General features: G+C 74.6%; 18 protein-coding genes. 13 read left to right on the forward strand and 5 right to left on the reverse strand.

Annotated elements, in window-relative coordinates; genetic code table 11:
- The first annotated feature begins 294 nt into the window (after positions 1 to 294).
- Together ACF1ED_RS12590 and ACF1ED_RS12595 are read left to right on the forward strand one after the other, a co-directional pair.
- On the forward strand, positions 295 to 510 hold the full coding sequence (locus tag ACF1ED_RS12590) for a hypothetical protein (RefSeq protein WP_391759427.1): 216 nt from the start codon (positions 295 to 297) through the stop codon (positions 508 to 510).
- Between the two features lie 10 nt (positions 511 to 520).
- On the forward strand, positions 521 to 1,231 hold the full coding sequence (locus ACF1ED_RS12595; protein WP_391759429.1) for a DUF4191 domain-containing protein: 711 nt from the start codon (positions 521 to 523) through the stop codon (positions 1,229 to 1,231).
- Between the two features lie 80 nt (positions 1,232 to 1,311).
- Here the strand turns inward: ACF1ED_RS12595 and ACF1ED_RS12600 are convergent, their stop codons facing one another.
- Positions 1,312 to 1,779, reverse strand: coding sequence for an RDD family protein (locus tag ACF1ED_RS12600; protein WP_391759430.1), 468 nt, complete (start codon positions 1,777 to 1,779; stop codon positions 1,312 to 1,314).
- Positions 1,780 to 2,001: 222 nt separating this feature from the next.
- Here ACF1ED_RS12600 and glnA point away from each other — a divergent pair, with 222 nt between their 5' ends.
- Positions 2,002 to 3,423, forward strand: a complete 1,422-nt coding sequence (gene glnA / locus ACF1ED_RS12605; protein ID WP_391759432.1) for a type I glutamate--ammonia ligase — start codon at positions 2,002 to 2,004, stop codon at positions 3,421 to 3,423.
- A 104-nt stretch (positions 3,424 to 3,527) separates the two neighbouring features.
- On the opposite strand, the gene ACF1ED_RS12610 is transcribed toward glnA, so the two are convergent.
- Positions 3,528 to 3,803: a hypothetical protein gene (locus tag ACF1ED_RS12610; RefSeq protein WP_391759434.1), complete on the reverse strand. Its 276-nt coding sequence runs from the start codon at positions 3,801 to 3,803 to the stop codon at positions 3,528 to 3,530.
- Between the two features lie 122 nt (positions 3,804 to 3,925).
- Between ACF1ED_RS12610 and ACF1ED_RS12615 the strand changes: the two genes are divergently transcribed.
- A complete protein-coding gene (locus ACF1ED_RS12615) occupies positions 3,926 to 4,288 on the forward strand; it encodes an ArsC/Spx/MgsR family protein (RefSeq protein WP_391759436.1) in 363 nt (120 codons plus the stop codon).
- A gap of 19 nt (positions 4,289 to 4,307) precedes the next feature.
- Here the strand turns inward: ACF1ED_RS12615 and ACF1ED_RS12620 are convergent, their stop codons facing one another.
- Positions 4,308 to 5,216 (reverse strand): Gfo/Idh/MocA family protein, encoded by a 909-nt coding sequence (locus ACF1ED_RS12620; RefSeq protein WP_391759438.1) that lies wholly within the window; start codon positions 5,214 to 5,216, stop codon positions 4,308 to 4,310.
- A gap of 302 nt (positions 5,217 to 5,518) precedes the next feature.
- On the opposite strand from ACF1ED_RS12620, the gene ACF1ED_RS12625 reads away from it, so the two are divergent.
- The 8 genes from ACF1ED_RS12625 to ACF1ED_RS12660 all read left to right on the forward strand — a co-directional run bounded on the left by ACF1ED_RS12625 (position 5,519) and on the right by ACF1ED_RS12660 (position 15,416).
- Positions 5,519 to 6,937, forward strand: coding sequence for a hypothetical protein (locus tag ACF1ED_RS12625; RefSeq protein WP_391759440.1), 1,419 nt, complete (start codon positions 5,519 to 5,521; stop codon positions 6,935 to 6,937).
- Positions 6,934 to 8,094: a hypothetical protein gene (locus ACF1ED_RS12630; protein WP_391759442.1), complete on the forward strand. Its 1,161-nt coding sequence runs from the start codon at positions 6,934 to 6,936 to the stop codon at positions 8,092 to 8,094. Before ACF1ED_RS12625 ends, ACF1ED_RS12630 begins: the two co-directional genes overlap by 4 nt.
- A gap of 189 nt (positions 8,095 to 8,283) precedes the next feature.
- Positions 8,284 to 9,315 carry a glutamine synthetase gene (gene glnII, locus ACF1ED_RS12635; protein ID WP_391759444.1) on the forward strand — a complete coding sequence of 344 codons (1,032 nt, stop codon included), beginning with the start codon at positions 8,284 to 8,286 and terminating at the stop codon, positions 9,313 to 9,315.
- A gap of 377 nt (positions 9,316 to 9,692) precedes the next feature.
- Positions 9,693 to 10,226 carry a winged helix-turn-helix domain-containing protein gene (locus ACF1ED_RS12640; protein WP_391759446.1) on the forward strand — a complete coding sequence of 178 codons (534 nt, stop codon included), beginning with the start codon at positions 9,693 to 9,695 and terminating at the stop codon, positions 10,224 to 10,226.
- Between the two features lie 151 nt (positions 10,227 to 10,377).
- Positions 10,378 to 11,178 carry a tyrosine-protein phosphatase gene (locus ACF1ED_RS12645; protein ID WP_391759448.1) on the forward strand — a complete coding sequence of 267 codons (801 nt, stop codon included), beginning with the start codon at positions 10,378 to 10,380 and terminating at the stop codon, positions 11,176 to 11,178.
- Positions 11,179 to 11,232: 54 nt separating this feature from the next.
- Positions 11,233 to 13,320 (forward strand): hypothetical protein, encoded by a 2,088-nt coding sequence (locus ACF1ED_RS12650; RefSeq protein WP_391759450.1) that lies wholly within the window; start codon positions 11,233 to 11,235, stop codon positions 13,318 to 13,320.
- Positions 13,321 to 13,470: 150 nt separating this feature from the next.
- The gene (locus ACF1ED_RS12655) at positions 13,471 to 14,355 is read left to right on the forward strand and encodes a metal-dependent hydrolase (RefSeq protein ID WP_391759452.1); all 885 of its coding nucleotides are present in this window, start codon (positions 13,471 to 13,473) and stop codon (positions 14,353 to 14,355) included.
- Complete coding sequence (locus tag ACF1ED_RS12660) at positions 14,355 to 15,416, forward strand: PDR/VanB family oxidoreductase (RefSeq protein ID WP_391759454.1); 1,062 nt, start codon at positions 14,355 to 14,357, stop codon at positions 15,414 to 15,416. The genes ACF1ED_RS12655 and ACF1ED_RS12660 overlap by 1 nt, the downstream gene beginning before the upstream one ends.
- A gap of 3 nt (positions 15,417 to 15,419) precedes the next feature.
- On the opposite strand, the gene ACF1ED_RS12665 is transcribed toward ACF1ED_RS12660, so the two are convergent.
- Positions 15,420 to 15,779 carry a hypothetical protein gene (locus tag ACF1ED_RS12665; protein WP_391759456.1) on the reverse strand — a complete coding sequence of 120 codons (360 nt, stop codon included), beginning with the start codon at positions 15,777 to 15,779 and terminating at the stop codon, positions 15,420 to 15,422.
- Between the two features lie 37 nt (positions 15,780 to 15,816).
- Here ACF1ED_RS12665 and ACF1ED_RS12670 point away from each other — a divergent pair, with 37 nt between their 5' ends.
- Positions 15,817 to 16,533 carry a TetR/AcrR family transcriptional regulator gene (locus ACF1ED_RS12670; protein ID WP_351848164.1) on the forward strand — a complete coding sequence of 239 codons (717 nt, stop codon included), beginning with the start codon at positions 15,817 to 15,819 and terminating at the stop codon, positions 16,531 to 16,533.
- Here ACF1ED_RS12670 and ACF1ED_RS12675 read toward each other — a convergent pair.
- Complete coding sequence (locus tag ACF1ED_RS12675; protein WP_391759458.1) at positions 16,518 to 16,850, reverse strand: 5-carboxymethyl-2-hydroxymuconate Delta-isomerase; 333 nt, start codon at positions 16,848 to 16,850, stop codon at positions 16,518 to 16,520. The genes ACF1ED_RS12670 and ACF1ED_RS12675 overlap by 16 nt on opposite strands.
- Positions 16,851 to 16,874: the final 24 nt, after the last annotated feature.

Genomic DNA, 16,874 nt, shown 5'->3' on the forward strand with positions numbered 1-16,874 from the left:
ACCGGAAGCCCGGAGAAGCGCGGCGCGGCCGCGGCCGGCCTGCCGGTCGTGTGAGTCGCCGCACAGGCGGTTACCGGTAGGCAACGCGTACCGGGAGGGCGGCCCGTACGGCCCCGCAGTTCAGCGGGGCGGTACGGGCCGCTCCGCCGTACGGGGGTCCGCGCCGGCGTTTCATCTGTGTTTGACCGCCGGGTCATGCCCTGGTAACACCGTTCTGTGAGCATGGTGGAACACACCGCCACCACCAGCCCGCTCCCCCACCTCGTCTCATCCGCACGCGAGAGAGGACCCCTCATGCCGGCCGCGTCGACGCACGTCCGCGCCAGTGCCCTTCCGTCCGTCACCGGCGCCCTGCGGGCCGTCGAGGCCCTCTTCCTGGGCGCCGGACAGCGCACCGCCCGCCGCAACGCCTGGACCTCCGTCCTGGAGGACCGCCGCCGCGCCAAGGACCGCATCGAGGCCCAGGACGTCCTGGAGGCCGCGTCCGGCCGGACGTCCCGGGCCACGTAGACTTCAAGGCATGGCGAGGAAGGCAAACACGGGCGGCGCTGACGCCGCGAACCCAGGGCGACTGAAGCAGATCGCCCTCACGTACAAGATGACCCGGAAGGCCGATCCCAAGGTCGGGCTCGTCGTGGCCGGCGTGGGCATCGTCGTACTCGGTGTCCTCCTCGGTATCGGCTTCCTGATCGGGCACCCGGTCTACCTGGGCATCCTGGGCTTCGTCCTGGCGTTCCTGGCGATGGCGATCGTCTTCGGACGGCGCGCCGAGCGGGCCGCCTTCGGGCAGATGGAGGGCCAGCCGGGCGCCGCCGCGGCGGTGCTGCAGAACATCGGGCGCGGCTGGACGGTGACCCCCGCGGTCGCGATGAACCGCAGCCAGGACGTCGTGCACCGGGCGGTCGGCCGCCAGGGCATCGTCCTGGTCGGCGAGGGCAACCCGAACCGGCTGAAGCCGCTCCTCGTGGCGGAGAAGAAGAAGATGGCCCGCATCCTGGTCGACGTGCCGGTGACGGACATCGTCGTCGGCAACGACGAGGAGCAGGGCCAGGTCCCCCTCAAGAAGGTCCGCACCAAGATGCTGAAGCTGCCCCGGCTGCTCAGCGGCCCCCAGGTGACGGCGGCCAACGACCGGCTGCGGGCGATGGGCGACCTCATGAGCAACATGCCGCTGCCGAAGGGCCCGATGCCCAAGGGCATGAAGATGCCGCGCGGCGGAAAGATGCGCTGACGCGCGCCACGACCGGAAAAGGCGGTGCCCCGGACCTTCGAGGTCCGGGGCACCGCCTTTTCGGCGCGCGGGTCCCGGGCTCAGGCCCGGACCTGGACGGCGCCGGAGAAGCGGTCGTGGAGGCCGCGGCCGTCCCGGTCCCAGACGAGGGCGGGGATCGCCAGGCAGGTGAGGGCGGCGCGGAGCACGGCGCGGGGCAGCGAGAGGCGGCCGCCCGCGGCCGAGACGACCCGCAGGCGGAAGAGGAGCTTGCCCGGGGTGGCGCCGACGGTGCCGACGGTCAGGGCGTTCAGGACGAACAGGATGAGCAGGGCCCAGTTGCTGGTCGCCTGCCCGTAGCCGTCGGTGATGAGACCGTATGCGATCAGCAGACACAGCCCCCAGTCCACGGCGAGCGCGCCCAGCCGCGCCCCCGGGCGGGCGATGGAGCCGGGCCCTTCCTCGGGGAGGCCCAGCTGCTGCCCCCGGTAGCCGAAGTCCACACCTGCTTGCTCCGCCGCGGCGCGGGGGCCGGAGAGCCACGATCCGAGTGCTTGCCTGTTGTCCACCCGACCACCGTACTGCGCCCGTTTTCGATCACTTCGGTCCGGGTGCGGATGGGGCACGACACGAGCCGGCCGCAACCGTCCCGGTTAACTTCGACGAAACAAATGGGTCATGCTTGAGAAATCCCGACTGCCTAGGGTCGGGTCCGAGCGTGCGCCACCGCACTGGCCGCATCACCGAGCTGCAACCCCGCCCCTCCCCGGGCCGGGAGTAGGAGGAGTTGGATGTCCAAGCACGGGTTCCAGAACGCCGAAGAGGTCGCGAAGTTCATCAAGGACGAGGACGTCAAGATGGTCGACGTCCGCTTCTGCGACCTTCCCGGCGTGATGCAGCACTTCTCGATCCCGGCGACGGCCTTCGACCCGTCCGAGGAGCTGGCCTTCGACGGCTCGTCGATCCGCGGCTTCCAGGCCATCCACGAGTCCGACATGTCGCTGCGCGCGGACCTCTCCACGGCCCGCCTGGACCCGTTCCGCCGCGACAAGACGCTCAACATCAACTTCTTCATCCACGACCCGATCACGGGCGAGGCCTACAGCCGCGACCCGCGGAACATCGCGAAGAAGGCCGAGGCGTACCTCGCCTCCACCGGCATCGCCGACACCGCGTACTTCGGCCCCGAGGCCGAGTTCTACGTGTTCGACTCGGTCCGCTTCGAGACCTCCGCGAACCAGGGCTTCTACCACATCGACTCCGAGGCCGGCGCCTGGAACACCGGTGCGGAGGAGAACAACCGCGGCTACAAGGTCCGCTACAAGGGCGGCTACTTCCCGGCCCCGCCGGTCGACCACTTCGCCGACCTTCGCTCCGAGATGTCCCTGGAGCTGGAGAAGGTCGGCCTCCAGGTCGAGCGCCAGCACCACGAGGTCGGCACCGCCGGCCAGGCCGAGATCAACTACAAGTTCAACACGCTGCTCGCCTCGGCCGACGACCTGATGCTGTTCAAGTACATCATCAAGAACGTCGCCTGGCGGAACGGCAAGTCCGCGACCTTCATGCCGAAGCCGATCTTCGGCGACAACGGCTCGGGCATGCACGTCCACCAGTCGCTGTGGTCGGGCGGCGCCCCGCTCTTCTACGACGAGGCCGGTTACGCGGGCCTGTCGGACACCGCGCGCTACTACATCGGCGGCATCCTCAAGCACGCCCCGTCGCTGCTCGCCTTCACCAACCCGACGGTGAACTCCTACCACCGCCTGGTCCCGGGCTTCGAGGCGCCGGTCAACCTGGTCTACTCGCAGCGCAACCGCTCCGCCGCCATGCGCATCCCGATCACGGGCTCGAACCCGAAGGCCAAGCGCGTCGAGTTCCGCGCGCCGGACCCGTCGTCGAACCCGTACCTCGCCTTCTCCGCCCTCCTCCTCGCGGGCCTCGACGGCGTCAAGAACAAGATCGAGCCCATGGAGCCGATCGACAAGGACCTCTACGAGCTGGCTCCCGAGGAGCACGCGAGCGTCCCGCAGGTCCCGACCAACCTGGAGGCCGTCCTCAAGGCCCTGGAGGAGGACAACGAGTACCTCCAGGCCGGCGGCGTCTTCACCTCCGACCTGATCGAGACCTGGATCGACTACAAGCGCACCCACGAGATCGCCCCGATCCAGCTGCGCCCGCACCCGCACGAGTTCGAGCTCTACTACGACCTCTAAACCGCGCGGCGCACCGACGCCCACGCAGAAGGCCGCCGTCCCGGAACCCCGGGGCGGCGGCCTTCGCCGTCCTCACGCTTCGGTCCCCCCTCGGTCCCCCCGCGTCAGCGGTTGTAGCGGATGAGGGTGCGGACCAGGCGGCAGGTGGTGTCGGAGGGCGGGTGGATGCCTATGCGCTCGGCCATGGTGCGGATCGTCGCGTTCGTGGCCTTCGACGGGACGTAGACGCCCGAGTCGAGCAGGGCGATGGCGAGGCGCATCGCCTTGAGGCGGCGGTTGTGGGTGACGTACCACTCGCGCGGGCGGCCGGCCGGGAGGGCCTTCTTCTGGAGGGGCGTGAAGGGTTCGATGGACGGCCTGCGGATCACGGCTGCTGCCATGGGCTACCTCCTGGCGAACGGTGGCGGGGGCCCTCCCCGGGGCCCTTGCCTTCAGCTCCTATTTTAGGCGCAAGCACTGACAATCGGGCCTGGTCGGACGGGGTTCGGGGTAACTTCGGGGGATGGAGATCTGGATCAATCCCGCCTGTTCCAAGTGCCGGAGCGCCCTCACCCTGCTCGACGCGGAGGGGGCCGGGTACACCGTCCGGAAGTACCTGGAGGACGTGCCCTCCGCGGAGGAGATCCGGGACGTTCTCGGACGGCTGGGGCTGGAGCCGTGGGACATCACGCGGGCCGGAGAGGCCGAGGCCCGGGAGCTCGGGGTGAAGGAGTGGGGGCGGGAGCCGGAGGACCGCGAGCGGTGGATCGAGGCGCTGTCCGCGCACCCGAGGCTCATCCAGCGGCCCCTCATCACCGCCGACGACGGCAGCGCCGTCGTCGGGCGGTCGGAGGAGGCCGTGCGGGACGCCATCGGCCGGGGTTAGCGGTCCCCGGCCGGGGCCGTCAGCGGGCTTCCGCGCGGGTCTGGGCCTCCGTGAGGAGTTCGGTGAGGCGGAGGGCGAAGCGGGCGTCGCAGGGGTGGGGGGTGCCGGTGGCCGCCGCCGCGAGGAGGGCGTCGACGGCGTGGGCGTAGGCGTCGGCCGCGCCGTTCCACGGCGGCAGCTCGGCGCGGCCCGCCGTGCCGAGCAGGGTGAGCGACGCGCCCGCCGCGGGCGGCGGGGCGCTCAGGCTCAGGGTCGCCGTGCTGCTCGCGCCCGAGGCGTGGCGGAGGACCAGGTGGTGGGTGTCCTCCGGGCCCCTCGCCGCCGTCAGGGCGGTCACCTCGCCGAGGACCGGGAGCAGGACGGAGAGGACGTGCGGGCCCACGTCCCACAGGCCGCCCTTGTCGCGGCGCCACGGGGAGGCCGCGTACGGGCTGTCGGAGCCGGGGGCGTAGAGGGAGCCGAGCCAGCGGGCCTCGGCGACGTACCAGCCGCCCTCGGCCCGCCGCTCCTCGATCCAGCGGGCCGTCTCCGGGGCGAAGCGCAGGGTGCAGAAGACGACCGAGGCGACGCCCGCGGCGTCCGCCGCGTCGACGACCTCGCGGGCGGCCGTGACCGTCGTGGCGAGGGGCTTGTCGAGCAGCAGGTGGCGGCCGGCCCGGGCCGCGCGGGCGGCGATCGGCGCCTGGACGTCCGGCGGGAGCGCGACCGCGACGGCGTCGCAGGCGTCGAGGAGGGCGTCCAGGTCTTCGTACGCGCGCGTGCCGGAGGCGGCGGCCAGTTCGGCGGCCGCCTCGGGACGCCTGCCCCACACCCCCGCGAACTCGACGCCCTCGTGGGCGGCGAGCGCCGGGGCGTGGGTGCGGGCGGCCCAGGGGCCGGTGCCGAGGAGGCCGATGCGGGGGCGGTCGGGGAGGGAGTGATGCGCCATGGGGCCAGTCTGCCCGGCCCGGGGCCCGGGGTCCCCGTTGTCCACGGGCCGGACCCCGGGGGCCTCCGCCGTCCACAGGGCCGGGCCCGGGGCCCTCGTCGTCCACGGGCGGATCGCTCGCGCCCGTGGTCCACGGCTTGGAAATCCGCTGGCCCGGCGCCCCCGGGCCGGTGTTAGTTTGCTCGGGTGCCGGCCGCGGGACTTCGGTGCGACTTCCGATACCTGCCTCGTAAAGCAACGTCTTCGCTGATCGCGCTTCCTCTCCCCGGCCGGCACGCCGACGCGCGAGAAGGGGGCCCGCCGTGTCCGAGCTCGTCGCCGCCGAGGACGTGCTGCTGTTCGTCAACGCGGCCGTGACCGCCACGGGGCAGCGGGAGTTCCGGTCGTCCGCCGCCGAGCAGCGGCTGTCGCTCGACTTCCTCCACGCGTACGTGCGGGTCAACTACCGGCCGCTGTACGCGGCGTGCCTGGCGCTCGACATCAACGACCACAACGCCGCGCTCGTCGTCGAGCAGCTGCTGCGGACGCCGGGCGAGGCGGGTGAGGGAGAGGGGCGGCTGGTCGCGGCCCGGCTGGCGCGGATGGCCCCGCAGCGGGTGTACCGGCTGTTCCGGGTGCTGCGCGCCGCGGGGGTGAACAACCGGCGGACGCGCGCGATCACGCGCGAGTGGCTGGCCGCGCGGCCCGATCCGGCGCTGGACGCCGTGAAGTACCGGACCGGGGTGAAGACCGCGCTGCGGCACGCGCACCTGCCGGCCGCCGACGCCGAGACCAACGACTTCCTCTTCGCGCCCGGGCGCCGGACGCGGTACGCGCACCCGATGCTGGAGGCCTGCCGGCGGGCCCGGTACGAGGAGGGCGCGCTGTACGGGCTGCCGTTCACCGTCGCGGAGGGCTTCGCGGCGAAGCACGGGGTGGACCGGGCGGTCTTCCTGGAGCGGATCGCGCCCCGGATGACCCGGCTGGAGCGGCTGCGGACCGAGCGGGCCGCCGGGCGGGGCGCCGGGCCGGCGACCGCGCTGGGCGGGATGCCGCTGACCCGGCTGGCGCTGTACGTGCTGGCGCTGCCGTTCGCGGAGCGGGCGGAGCGGCGGGCCGAGCTGACGGGGGCGCTGCGGGCGGCGGCGCGGCGGGCGGCGGGGCCGTACGCGGGGAGCTGGGGGCGGGTCGCGGCCGTCCTGGACGACAGCTTCTCCTCGTCGGGTTCGGCGGTGAAGCGGCGCCGGCCGCTGGCCGTGGCGCTCGGCTGCCACTTCCTCCTGGAGGCGCTGGCGGCGCCGGGGGCGTACACCGGTCTGTGGACCTCGGGCGGTACGGATCCGCTGCTGGTCCGGCCGTACGGGCCCACGCCGCTGGGGCTGCGGATCCTCGACGCGCTCGACGGCGGGCCCGACCGGCTGGTGATCGTCTCGGACGGCTGGGACAACGCGCCGCCGGGGCTCGCGGGCGAGGTGCTGCGGGTCTGGCGGACCCGGCTGGATCCGGGGCGGCGGACGGCGGCGGTCCACGTGAACCCCGTATACGACGCGGGGGTGTTCGACGTGCGCCGGCTGGGGCCCTCGGTGCCGGCGGTCGGCATCCGGGACGCGGAGGACCTGCCGGCGCTGGTGGAGATCGCCGGGTTCGCCGAGGGGCGGACCGGGCTGACGGAGCTGCGCGCCTATCTGGACCGGCGGGTGGCGGACTTCCTCGCGGCGCACGCGAAGGGGGAGAGGGCGTGACGCGGATCGACCTGACCGGGCTCGGCGTGCGGCCCTCGCAGGTGTGGGGCGGGATCCGCCTGGTGCCGCTGGTGCGGGCCGAGCCGGTCGAGGGGCTGCGGCTGCACCGGGAGGCGTACGGGCGGACCCGCCGGGACGGGTCCTCGTCCGTCGACGTCGGGGACGGCACCGCCTACACCTCCTACATCCCGCACGGCTTCGTCGCGGACTGGTCGGGGGCGGAGCGGGAGGAGGCGGCGTACGGCACCCGGCTCGGGGACGGACCGCCGGCCGCCGTGCCGCTGCGCGCCCCGCACCACCGGCTCGCCAAGCAGCGGCGCGGCGAGCGGCGGCTGCGGTTCCTGCCGCTCCACCTCGCCCTGGAGGGGTACCTCTCGCTGCACTTCGGCGGTCCGTCCGTGCTGTGGCAGGAGTGGTCGCGGGAGGCGCTGCGGCGGGGCCTGTCGCCGCGGGCGGAGGCGGCGTACGCGGGCGTGGACGTGCCGGGGCTCGCGGAGGCGCTGCGGGTCTTCGAGGTGCACCCGGGCCAGTGCGGGGTGCTGGTGTACGCGGCGGACGCGCTGGCCGCCGCCTTCGTCGTCCCCCACCCGGAGGACTACCGGCTGCTGCACCCGACGCTGGTGGAGGACCTGTTCGGCGAGCTGGTGCACCAGTACGCGCACTACGGCGCTCCGGTGCCGGAGTTCGCGTCCCGGATCCGGGACGGCGCGGGTGGCGTCCGGGACCTCGCGGACCTGCGGGCGGCGGCCCGGGAGCAGGAGCGGCGCTGGGCGGTGGCGCACGACGGGCTGATGGCGCGCGACCTGCTGGAGACGCCGTACGCCTTCGAGCGGGTGCGGCGGACGGGGCGGTTCGCGCTGTACCGGTTCCTGCCGCCGTTCCTGCGGGACGGCCGGGAGCAGCACATCGGCGAACTGATCACCGACCACAAGGGGCGGACGGCCTACCTGAAGACCTTCCGGCTGTCGGACGCGCAGGTCAGGAGGGGTTACCTGCTCCGCAGGCTGGCCTCCTGCGACTGGCACCCGGGCCGGACGGCCGAGGCGCTGGGCACCTCGCGCGAGGAGCTGGTCCGGCGGATCCGCGCGGCCGGCTTCGGCGCGCTGCTCGACGCGCACGGTCTCGCACAGGCGGCGCGCGAAACGCGGGAAGGCTGAGTAACACGGGGTTCACAAACGGGCAACCGAAGGGAAATCCCGTGTTGCGAAGCTGCGGTCACACGAAAGGCGCCAACGGGCGGCGGGCCGGGTCACCGGCCGGCGTCCGCCGCCGCCCCGCAGCTTCTCGCAGCGCCGCGAGCCGCCGCGGACACCCGCAGCAGCACGCCACGCCCTAAGGATGACCCCGTGACCTTCAAGGCTGAGTACATCTGGATCGACGGCACCGAGCCGACCGCGAAGCTTCGCTCCAAGACGAAGATCATCGCGGGCGAGGGCCTGCCGCTGGCGGAGCTGCCGATCTGGGGCTTCGACGGTTCCAGCACCAACCAGGCCAAGGGCCACGCCTCGGACCGCGTCCTCAAGCCGGTCTTCTCCTGCCCGGACCCGATCCGCGGCGGCAACGACGTCCTGGTGCTGTGCGAGGTCCTCAACACGGACATGACGCCGCACGAGTCCAACACCCGTGCCGCGCTGGCCGAGGTCGCCGCGAAGTACGGCGCGCAGGAGCCGATCTTCGGCATCGAGCAGGAGTACACCTTCTTCGAGGGCACCCGCCCGCTCGGCTTCCCGGTCAACGGCTTCCCGGCCCCGCAGGGCGGCTACTACTGCGGCGTCGGCGTGGACGAGATCCACGGCCGTCCGATCGTCGAGGCGCACCTGGAGAACTGCCTCACCGCCGGTCTCGGCATCTCCGGCATCAACGCCGAGGTCATGCCCGGCCAGTGGGAGTTCCAGGTCGGCCCGCTGTCCCCGCTGGAGGTCTCCGACCAGCTGTGGGTGGCCCGCTGGCTGCTCTACCGCACGGCCGAGGACTTCGACGTCGCCGCGACGCTCGACCCGAAGCCGGTGAAGGGCGACTGGAACGGCGCGGGCGCGCACACCAACTTCTCCACCAAGGCGATGCGCGAGGGCTACGACGCGATCATCACCGCCTGCGAGTCGCTGGGCGAGGGCTCGAAGCCGCTCGACCACGTCAAGAACTACGGCGCCGGCATCGACGAGCGCCTGACGGGCCTGCACGAGACCGCCCCGTGGGACGAGTACTCCTACGGCGTCTCGGACCGCGGCGCCTCGGTCCGCATCCCGTGGCAGGTCGAGCAGGACCAGAAGGGCTACATCGAGGACCGCCGCCCGAACGCGAACGTCGACCCGTACGTGGTGACCCGCCTCATCGTGGACACCTGCTGCGAGGCGCTCGCCAAGGCCGGCCAGGTCTGATCGTCCCGCAGACGCGCTTCCCGTGAAGGGGCGCCCACCGTTCCGCACGGTGGGCGCCCCTTTTCGCCATGTGGGCGGGACGACAGGGGATTTGGCCGCCCCGGGGCTGCTCAGGTCCGTTCCCTTCTGGTTCAATAGGGATATGGCCAGCGAGGAGCGGAACGACAGCGCGAGGGGTCGACTCGACCTCGAGCCGTTCTGGCCTTCCCGTCAGCACCACGACTACGACCGGTGCTGTCGGCGCGTGAGGAACGCGTCGGCCCCCTAAAGCCACGACCGGCAGACTCCGGTCCCCCGGCCTTCGGCCGACGCGCATGACGCATGACGTACGACCTCCGGTCCGTCCCGCACCTCGCGCGAGAGAGCTGAGTCCTCCCATGGCCCACACCCAGGCTGCCGCCGCCCCGCTTGCCGCTCCCCGTCCCCGCCTGCGCGCCGTCGCCCCCGACGAGGCCGCCGGGCTCGCCCGGGTCGCCGGCCTCCTGCCGCCGGGCGCCACGCTGCTGCCCGCCCCGCCGCACGCCCTGCCCGCGCTGCCGGGCCGGCCGCCGATGGTCGGCTACCTGGTCCTGCTCCCGGCCGACCGGCAGGCGCCCGCGCCGGCCGAGCCCGAACCCGGGGCCGCCCCCGAGGGGCCGGTCGGCATCGACGGCGAACGGCGGATCGCCACCGTCGACGGACGGGCGCTCGACCTGACGTACCTGGAGTTCGAGCTGCTCGCCCACCTCGTGGCCCACCCGCACCGGGTGCACACCCGCGACCAGCTGGTGCAGACGGTGTGGGGGTACGGCCACGTGGGCGACGGGCGCACGGTCGACGTCCACGTGGCCCGGCTGCGCCGCAAGCTGGGCGCCGAGCACCGCCACACGATCCAGACCGTGCGGCGGGTCGGCTACAAGTACCTGCCCTGACCGTCCCCCAGGGGGCGGGGGTCCGCCCACCGGCGGTACGGAAAGGTCCGCTCCGGGCCCGCGCCGCCCCCGCTCCTGGCTGGTGGTGCCGAGTCCGGCGCGGGCCGCTACGGTCGGGAGGAAAGCCGCGCAACGGTTGGAGACCGAGCCCATGCCCGCGATTCCCGCCACCTCCGTCGCCAACCTCCGGGACCTCGGCGGCCTGCCGCTGGGCGGCGGGCGGTCCGTCCGGTCCGGGCTCGTGCTGCGCTCGGCGCAGCTCGACCGGCTGGAGCCGGAGGAGGCGGTGGTGGCCGGGCTGAAGCTGCGGACCGTCGTCGACCTGCGGACCGCCGCCGAGCGGGCCGACCGGCCCGACCGGCTCCCCGACGGGGCGCGGCTGCTCGTCGCGGACGTGCTCGCCGACCACCTGGCCGCGAGCGGACTGCCGCCGGCCGCCCGGCTCAAGACGCTCCTCACGGATCCGGCGCTGGCCGAACGGCACCTGGGCGGCGGCCGGATCCTCGAGGCGATGCGGCGCACCTACCGCGCCTTCGTCAGCAGCGACTCGGCCCGCGCCTCCTACCGCGCCCTCCTCACCGAGCTGGGCACGCCCGGCGCGGGGCCGCTGCTCTTCCACTGCACGGCCGGCAAGGACCGCACGGGCTGGGCGGCGACGGTGGTGCTCACGCTGCTCGGGGCGGACGAGGCGGCGGTCCGGGAGGAGTACCTGGGGGTCAACCCGGCGGTGCGGCTGGCGTTCGCGCCGATGATCGAGGGCTTCGTCACCCAGGGCGGCGACCCCGAGCTGGCGCTCGCGATGATCGGGGTCCTGCCGGAGTACCTGGACGCCGGGCTGGAGGAGGTCGCGGAGCGGCACGGCTCGATGGAGGCGTACGTGCGGGACGGGCTCGGCGTGCCCGACGAGCTCACCGAGCTGATCCGCGAGCGCCTGACGGTGTACGCGGCCTGAGGGGCGGGGAGCCGGCCGGGGTGACCATCGGAAGAATCGCTCGTTCTGCTGAACGTGAGCACCCAGGATCTCGTTCCCTCGCCCGTGGGCCCCGTCGACGTCGAGCAGGCCGAGGCCGCCCTCGTCGAGCGCTATCCGCGCCTCGTCCGCATCGCCTATCTGGTCCTGCCGCCGACGATGGGCCGCAACCGGCGGGTGCTGACCGCGCACGCGCTCGTGCAGCGCGCCCTGCCGCGGCGGCGGGTGCCCGGGCCCGCGGTGCCGGAGCCCCGGCGGCCCGAGGACGCGGTGGATCCCGGGTACGCGTACGTGCGGGGCGAGGTGCTGCGGCAGGCCCTGGTGGCCGGGCTGCCGCTGCGGCGGTTCGCGGTGCCGCGCCGGGCGCAGCTGCCGCCGCTGCTGCCGCAGGTGTGGGGGCTGCGGCTCTTCCCCCGGGCCGGCGGGGCGGACGAACTCGCCCTGGACCAGCTGCTCTCCCGGCTCTCCGCCCCGGCCCGCGCCGCGTACGTGCTGCGCGGTCTGGAGCGGCAGGGCGACGCGGAGGTGCTGCGGGTCCTCGCGGCGGCGGGGGCGCCGGACCCGGAGTCGGCGCTCGCCGAGCTGGCCGCGCTGGAGGACGGGGAGCCGGACCTCCCCGAGTCCGCGCCGCCGGCGCCCGCGCCGCGCGGCGGCGAGCGTCCCGAGCGGGTGGCCGAGCAGGCGGGCCCGGGCCGCACCCCGGCCGCTCCGGGCCCGTCCGCAGCCCCCGGCCCCTCCCCCGCTCCCGCCGCTCCCCCGGCCGGGCGCCGGCTGAGCGGGGCCTCGCTGCTGGAGTCCGCGGAGTTCGATCCGTGCACCCTCCAGGCGCGACCCGGGGACCTGCTGCGGCGGCGGCAGCACGGGCGGGCCGTGCTGGTGGGCGTGGTGGCGCTGCTGGTGTGCGGGGCGCTGCTCGGCCTCCCGGGGGACGGCTGGGGCAGAAACGGTGCTGCGGCGCCGAGTTACGCCCGCAACCCCGCCGCCGAGGCCGCCCTCGACCCGGCGGCGGTCAAGCGGGTCGCCGCGGCGGTCTGGCCCGGGGCCGTACGGCGGGACTTCTCGGTGTGGCCCGCGCGCGGCGAGCTGGCCGGGGACGCGCCGCTGCTGCGGCGGGCGCTCGCGGTGTGGGCGCGGCCCGGCGGGGCGGTGGAGTCGTCGGCGACGCCGGGCACGCCGGTCGGGCCGCCGATGGGTCCGCCCCAGCTGCTCTTCGCGGGGCGGGTGGACGCGGCCCGGGTGGTGCTCTTCCACGACGGGCTGCGGCTCGTGCGGTACGCCGAGCCGGTGGAGGGGAGCGCGGGCGCCGCGCTGGACTTCGCCCGGACCGACGGCGCGGAGGGCCCGGAGGCCGCCGCCGTCGTGGTGACGCGGGCGGCGGGCAACGTGCGCTACCTGACCGCCCCGTGGGTGTCCGGCGCGTCCGTGCGGGACCTGCTGATGCCCGGCAAGGAGCCGTGGGCGCTGGGGCGTGACGCGCGCGGGGTGACCGACGCCGTGCCCAGTCCGGCGCTCGCGAAGGAGTGCGCGCGGTGGAACACGCTCCAGGTGGAGGACGGTTCCGGCGGCCGGCTGCTCGGCGACCTCGGCGAGCTGCTGCCCGCCCGGCTGCTGTGGGGTCCCCCCGGCAGGCCCGTGGACGCCACCGGCCGCGAGGCGCGGGAGACCTGGTCGCGGACGGCGTGCGGGCTGACGACGGTCCTCGGGCAGGGGGTGCGCTCGGTGCGGTCCTGGCGGTTCGCCCGGCAGACGCTGCCGGAGGGCGCGGGGCGGGCCGCCTGGGTGTGCACCCGGGCGGAGACCTGGCGGGGCACCGGCACCCGGGTGCTCGCGCAGTTCCTGCCGCCGGACCGGAAGGCGCCGGCCGCGCTCGCCGCCCGCGCGCAGGACGCGCCCGCGTGCGGGGTGCGGGAGCCGAGGGTGCTGGCCGGGGCGCTGTGGCAGGCGCCGGGCGGCGGCTGGTACGTGCTGGCGGCGGGCGGCCCGGACGTGGCCTCGGTGGAGGTGAAGGGGGCGGTGGCGGCCCGCGCCGAGGGCCCGGTGCTGGCCGCGAAGGCGGCGGCGGGGGCCCGTGCGGAGCTGAGCGCCACCCTGGAGGACGGCCGCCGGATGCCCGCCCTGCGGTGAGCCGGCGCGGCTGGGGGGCCGTACCGGGGCGCGGGGCGGGGGCCGTGCGCGAGGCCCCGCGGCACGGGGCGCGCGGCGGGGCGCGCGGCGGGCCGAAAAAGGGAGTGCACGGCTCTGTTCCCCGTGCTTACTCCTCAGTACATTGACGGCATGTCTAATACGCAGCCTGCACCGGTGGCGTCGGAACACGTCGAGCTCAAGGCCCGCAAGGTCGCCTTCGACTGGCAGGAGACCCCGCTCCACTGGGTTCCCGGCGACCCCTTCACCACGCACACGATCAACGTGCTGCACCTCCTGCTCCCGGCCGGTGAGCGGTGGTTCGTGCACGTCTACCAGCAGGCGCTGCCGTACATCACCGACGACCGGCTGCGCGAGGACGTCATCGGCTTCATCGGCCAGGAGGCCGTGCACTCGCAGGCGCACGACGACGTCCTGCCGCACCTGCGCGCACAGGGCCTCGACCCGACGCCGTACACCGCGCAGGTCGACTGGTTCTTCGAGAAGCTGCTCGGCGACCGGACGCTGCCGCCCGGCCGGCCGCGCCGCTGGTGGCTGATGGAGCGGGTCGCGCTGATCGCCGCGATCGAGCACTACACCGCCTTCCTCGGCGACTGGATCCTCAACGCCGAGGAGCTGGACCGGCGCGGCGCCGACCCGATGATGATGGACCTGCTGCGCTGGCACGGCGCCGAGGAGGTCGAGCACCGCTCGGTGGCCTTCGAGCTGTTCATGCACCTCGACGGCGGCTACCGGCGCCGCGCCCGCACCTGGGCGCTCGCCTTCGGCGCGCTGGTCTTCCTCTGGCAGCGCGGGGTCCGCTTCTTCCTGGAGAACGACCCCGGCCTGCTCGACCCCAAGGCGTCCTGGGCGGACTTCTACCGCAGGGGCCGCGAGGGCGTGCTGCCCGCCACCCCCGACGTGCTGCGCTCGATCCCCCGCTACCTCAGCCGCGCCTACCACCCCTCCCAGGAGGGCGACACCGCGCAGGCCCTGGCCTACCTCGCCTCCTCCCCCGGCGCCAACGGAGGCCGCTGATGGCCCGGTTCACCACCGTCGCCCTCGTCGCCGGCGCCGCGCTCCTGGTCCGCCGGGCGGTCCGCTCCCGGATGACCAGCGCGCCGCTCTGGCCGCTGCCGTCCCTGGAGACCCCGGTCTCCGGCTACGGGCGCGGGGCGACCGTCCCGCGCCGGGTGACCGTCACCGGCCGGTCCGTGCCCGCCGAGGGCGTCGTCGAACTGCGCCTGGAGGGCGAGCGGCTGCCGTCCTGGGAGCCGGGCGCCCACCTCGACCTCGTGCTCCCCTCGGGCCGGGTCCGGCAGTACTCGCTCTGCGGCGACCCCGGCCAGGCGGACGTCTACCGGATCGCGGCCCGGCTCGTCGAGGAGGAGCGGGGCGGCCGGGGCGGCTCCCGCGAGGTGCACGAACAGCTCCACGAGGGCGTCGAGATCGAGATCCGGGGCCCCCGCAACCGCTTCCCGCTGGCCCCCTCCCCCGCGTACGTCTTCGTCGCCGGCGGCATCGGGATCACCCCGGTCCTGCCGATGGTCCGGGCGGCCGAGGCGGCCGGCGCGGACTGGCGGCTGGTCTACTGCGGCCGGTCCCGCGCCACCATGCCGTACCTGGCCGATCTGCTCCGGATCGGCCGGGACCGGGTGACGGTGGTCGCGGAGGACGAGGCCGGCCGGCCGGACCTGTCCTTCCTGGCCTCGGTGCCCGCCGGGACGGCCGTCCACTGCTGCGGCCCCGAGGGGCTGATGGAGGCCGTCACCGCCGCGATGCCGGAGGGACGGACCCCGCGCCTGGAGCGCTTCTCGGCGCTCGCCCCGGCCGGCGGCACCCCCTTCGAGGTCGAACTGAGGCGCTCCGGGCGGACGGTGGCCGTGGCCGCCGACCAGTCGGTGCTCGCGGCCGTGCGGGAGGAGGTGCCGGGCCTCATGTACTCCTGCACGCAGGGCTTCTGCGGCACCTGCCGGCAGACCGTCCTGGACGGCGAGGTCGACCACCGGGACGAGCTGCTCACCGACGCGGAGCGGGCGGACTCGATGCTGATCTGCGTCTCGCGCTGCGCCGGGAAGAAGCTCGTCCTGGACCTCTGAACGTCAGGGCAGGATCAGCCAGTCGAAGGCGAGGGCGGCCGCGAGGCCGCCCACCAGCAGCCAGGTGCCCAGCCGGGTGCGGCCGTTGCGGGCCAGCTCGATGACGACGCCGCAGAGGATCATCGCGAGGCCGTAGACGCCCACGACGAGCACGGAGGTCCGGCTGGCGAGCCGGACCACCAGGATCACGCCCATCACCACCAGCAGGACGGAGGCGGCCGCCACGCGCAGCCGCCGCGCCTGCTTGGGGGTCATGCCGTCGCCGGGCTCCTCCGCCTCCTCCTCGCCCTCCTCCGGCGCCTCGTCGGGCTCGTCCGTCTCGGGGTTCTCGGCGGCCGGGGTGTCCTGGTCGGAAGCTGTCATGGACGAGGAGCGTAACGGACCCCGATAGGCTGTTCGTATGACGACCGGTGTACGGCGCAGGATGGGCGTCGAGGAGCGCAAGCAGCAGCTGATCGGGGTGGCCCTCGAACTCTTCAGCAGCCGCTCCCCCGACGAGGTCTCCATCGACGAGATCGCCGCCGCCGCGGGCATCTCCCGGCCGCTGGTCTACCACTACTTCCCCGGCAAGCAGAGCCTGTACGAGGCGGCGCTGCGGCGTGCGGCCGACGAGCTGGCGGCCCGCTTCCTGGAGCCGCCGCAGGGCCCGCTGGGGGCGCGGCTGCTGCGGGTGATGGGCCGCTTCTTCGACTTCGTCGACGACCACGGGCCGGGCTTCGCGGCGCTGATGCGGGGCGGCCCCGCGGTGGGTTCGTCGACGACCAACGCGATGATCGACGAGGTGCGGCAGGCCGCGTACGAGCAGATCGTGGCCCACCTCGGGGTGGCGGAGCCCTCGCCGCGGCTCGAACTGGTCGTGCGGTCCTGGGTGTCGCTCGCGGAGTCGACGGCGCTGCTGTGGCTGGACGGGCGGCGGGTGCCGCGCGCGGAGCTGGAGCAGAAGCTGGTGCACGACTTCGCGGCGCTGACGGCGGTGAGCGCGGTCCACGACGAGCAGGCGGCGCAGGTGCTCGCGGCGGTGCTGGCCGAGGAGCCGGCGGACGGGCCGTTCGCGCAGCTGGTGGTCCGGCTGCTCGCGCTGGCGCCCGCCGCCGTGCCGGCTCAGCCCGCGCGGTAGGAGTTCTCGAAGTCGCGGATCTCGACCGAGAGGCGCACCCGGTCGGCCGTCTTGAGGTGGCGGGGCAGCAGGGCGAGGACCGCTCCGGAGAGCCGGCGCTTGGCGTCGTCGGTCTGCCCGAAGCGCAGGGCGATCTCGACGTGCACCACGGCCTCCTCGGTGGTGCCGTCGCCGGCGACGGTCTCCTCGACCTCCCGGAAGCGGGTCGTGCAGGCGGCGAGCGGTCCGCCGCCGGCCTCCGCCACGAGGGCGTGGAGGGCGAGCGCGAAACCGCGCCGGTCCAGGGGCGCGGAGTAGTCGACGGCGATCTGCGGCATGACGGTGTCTCTCCTGCTGGTACG

The organism is Streptomyces sp. NPDC014656 (assembly GCF_043084305.1).
In the GTDB taxonomy this organism is placed as follows: domain Bacteria; phylum Actinomycetota; class Actinomycetes; order Streptomycetales; family Streptomycetaceae; genus Streptomyces.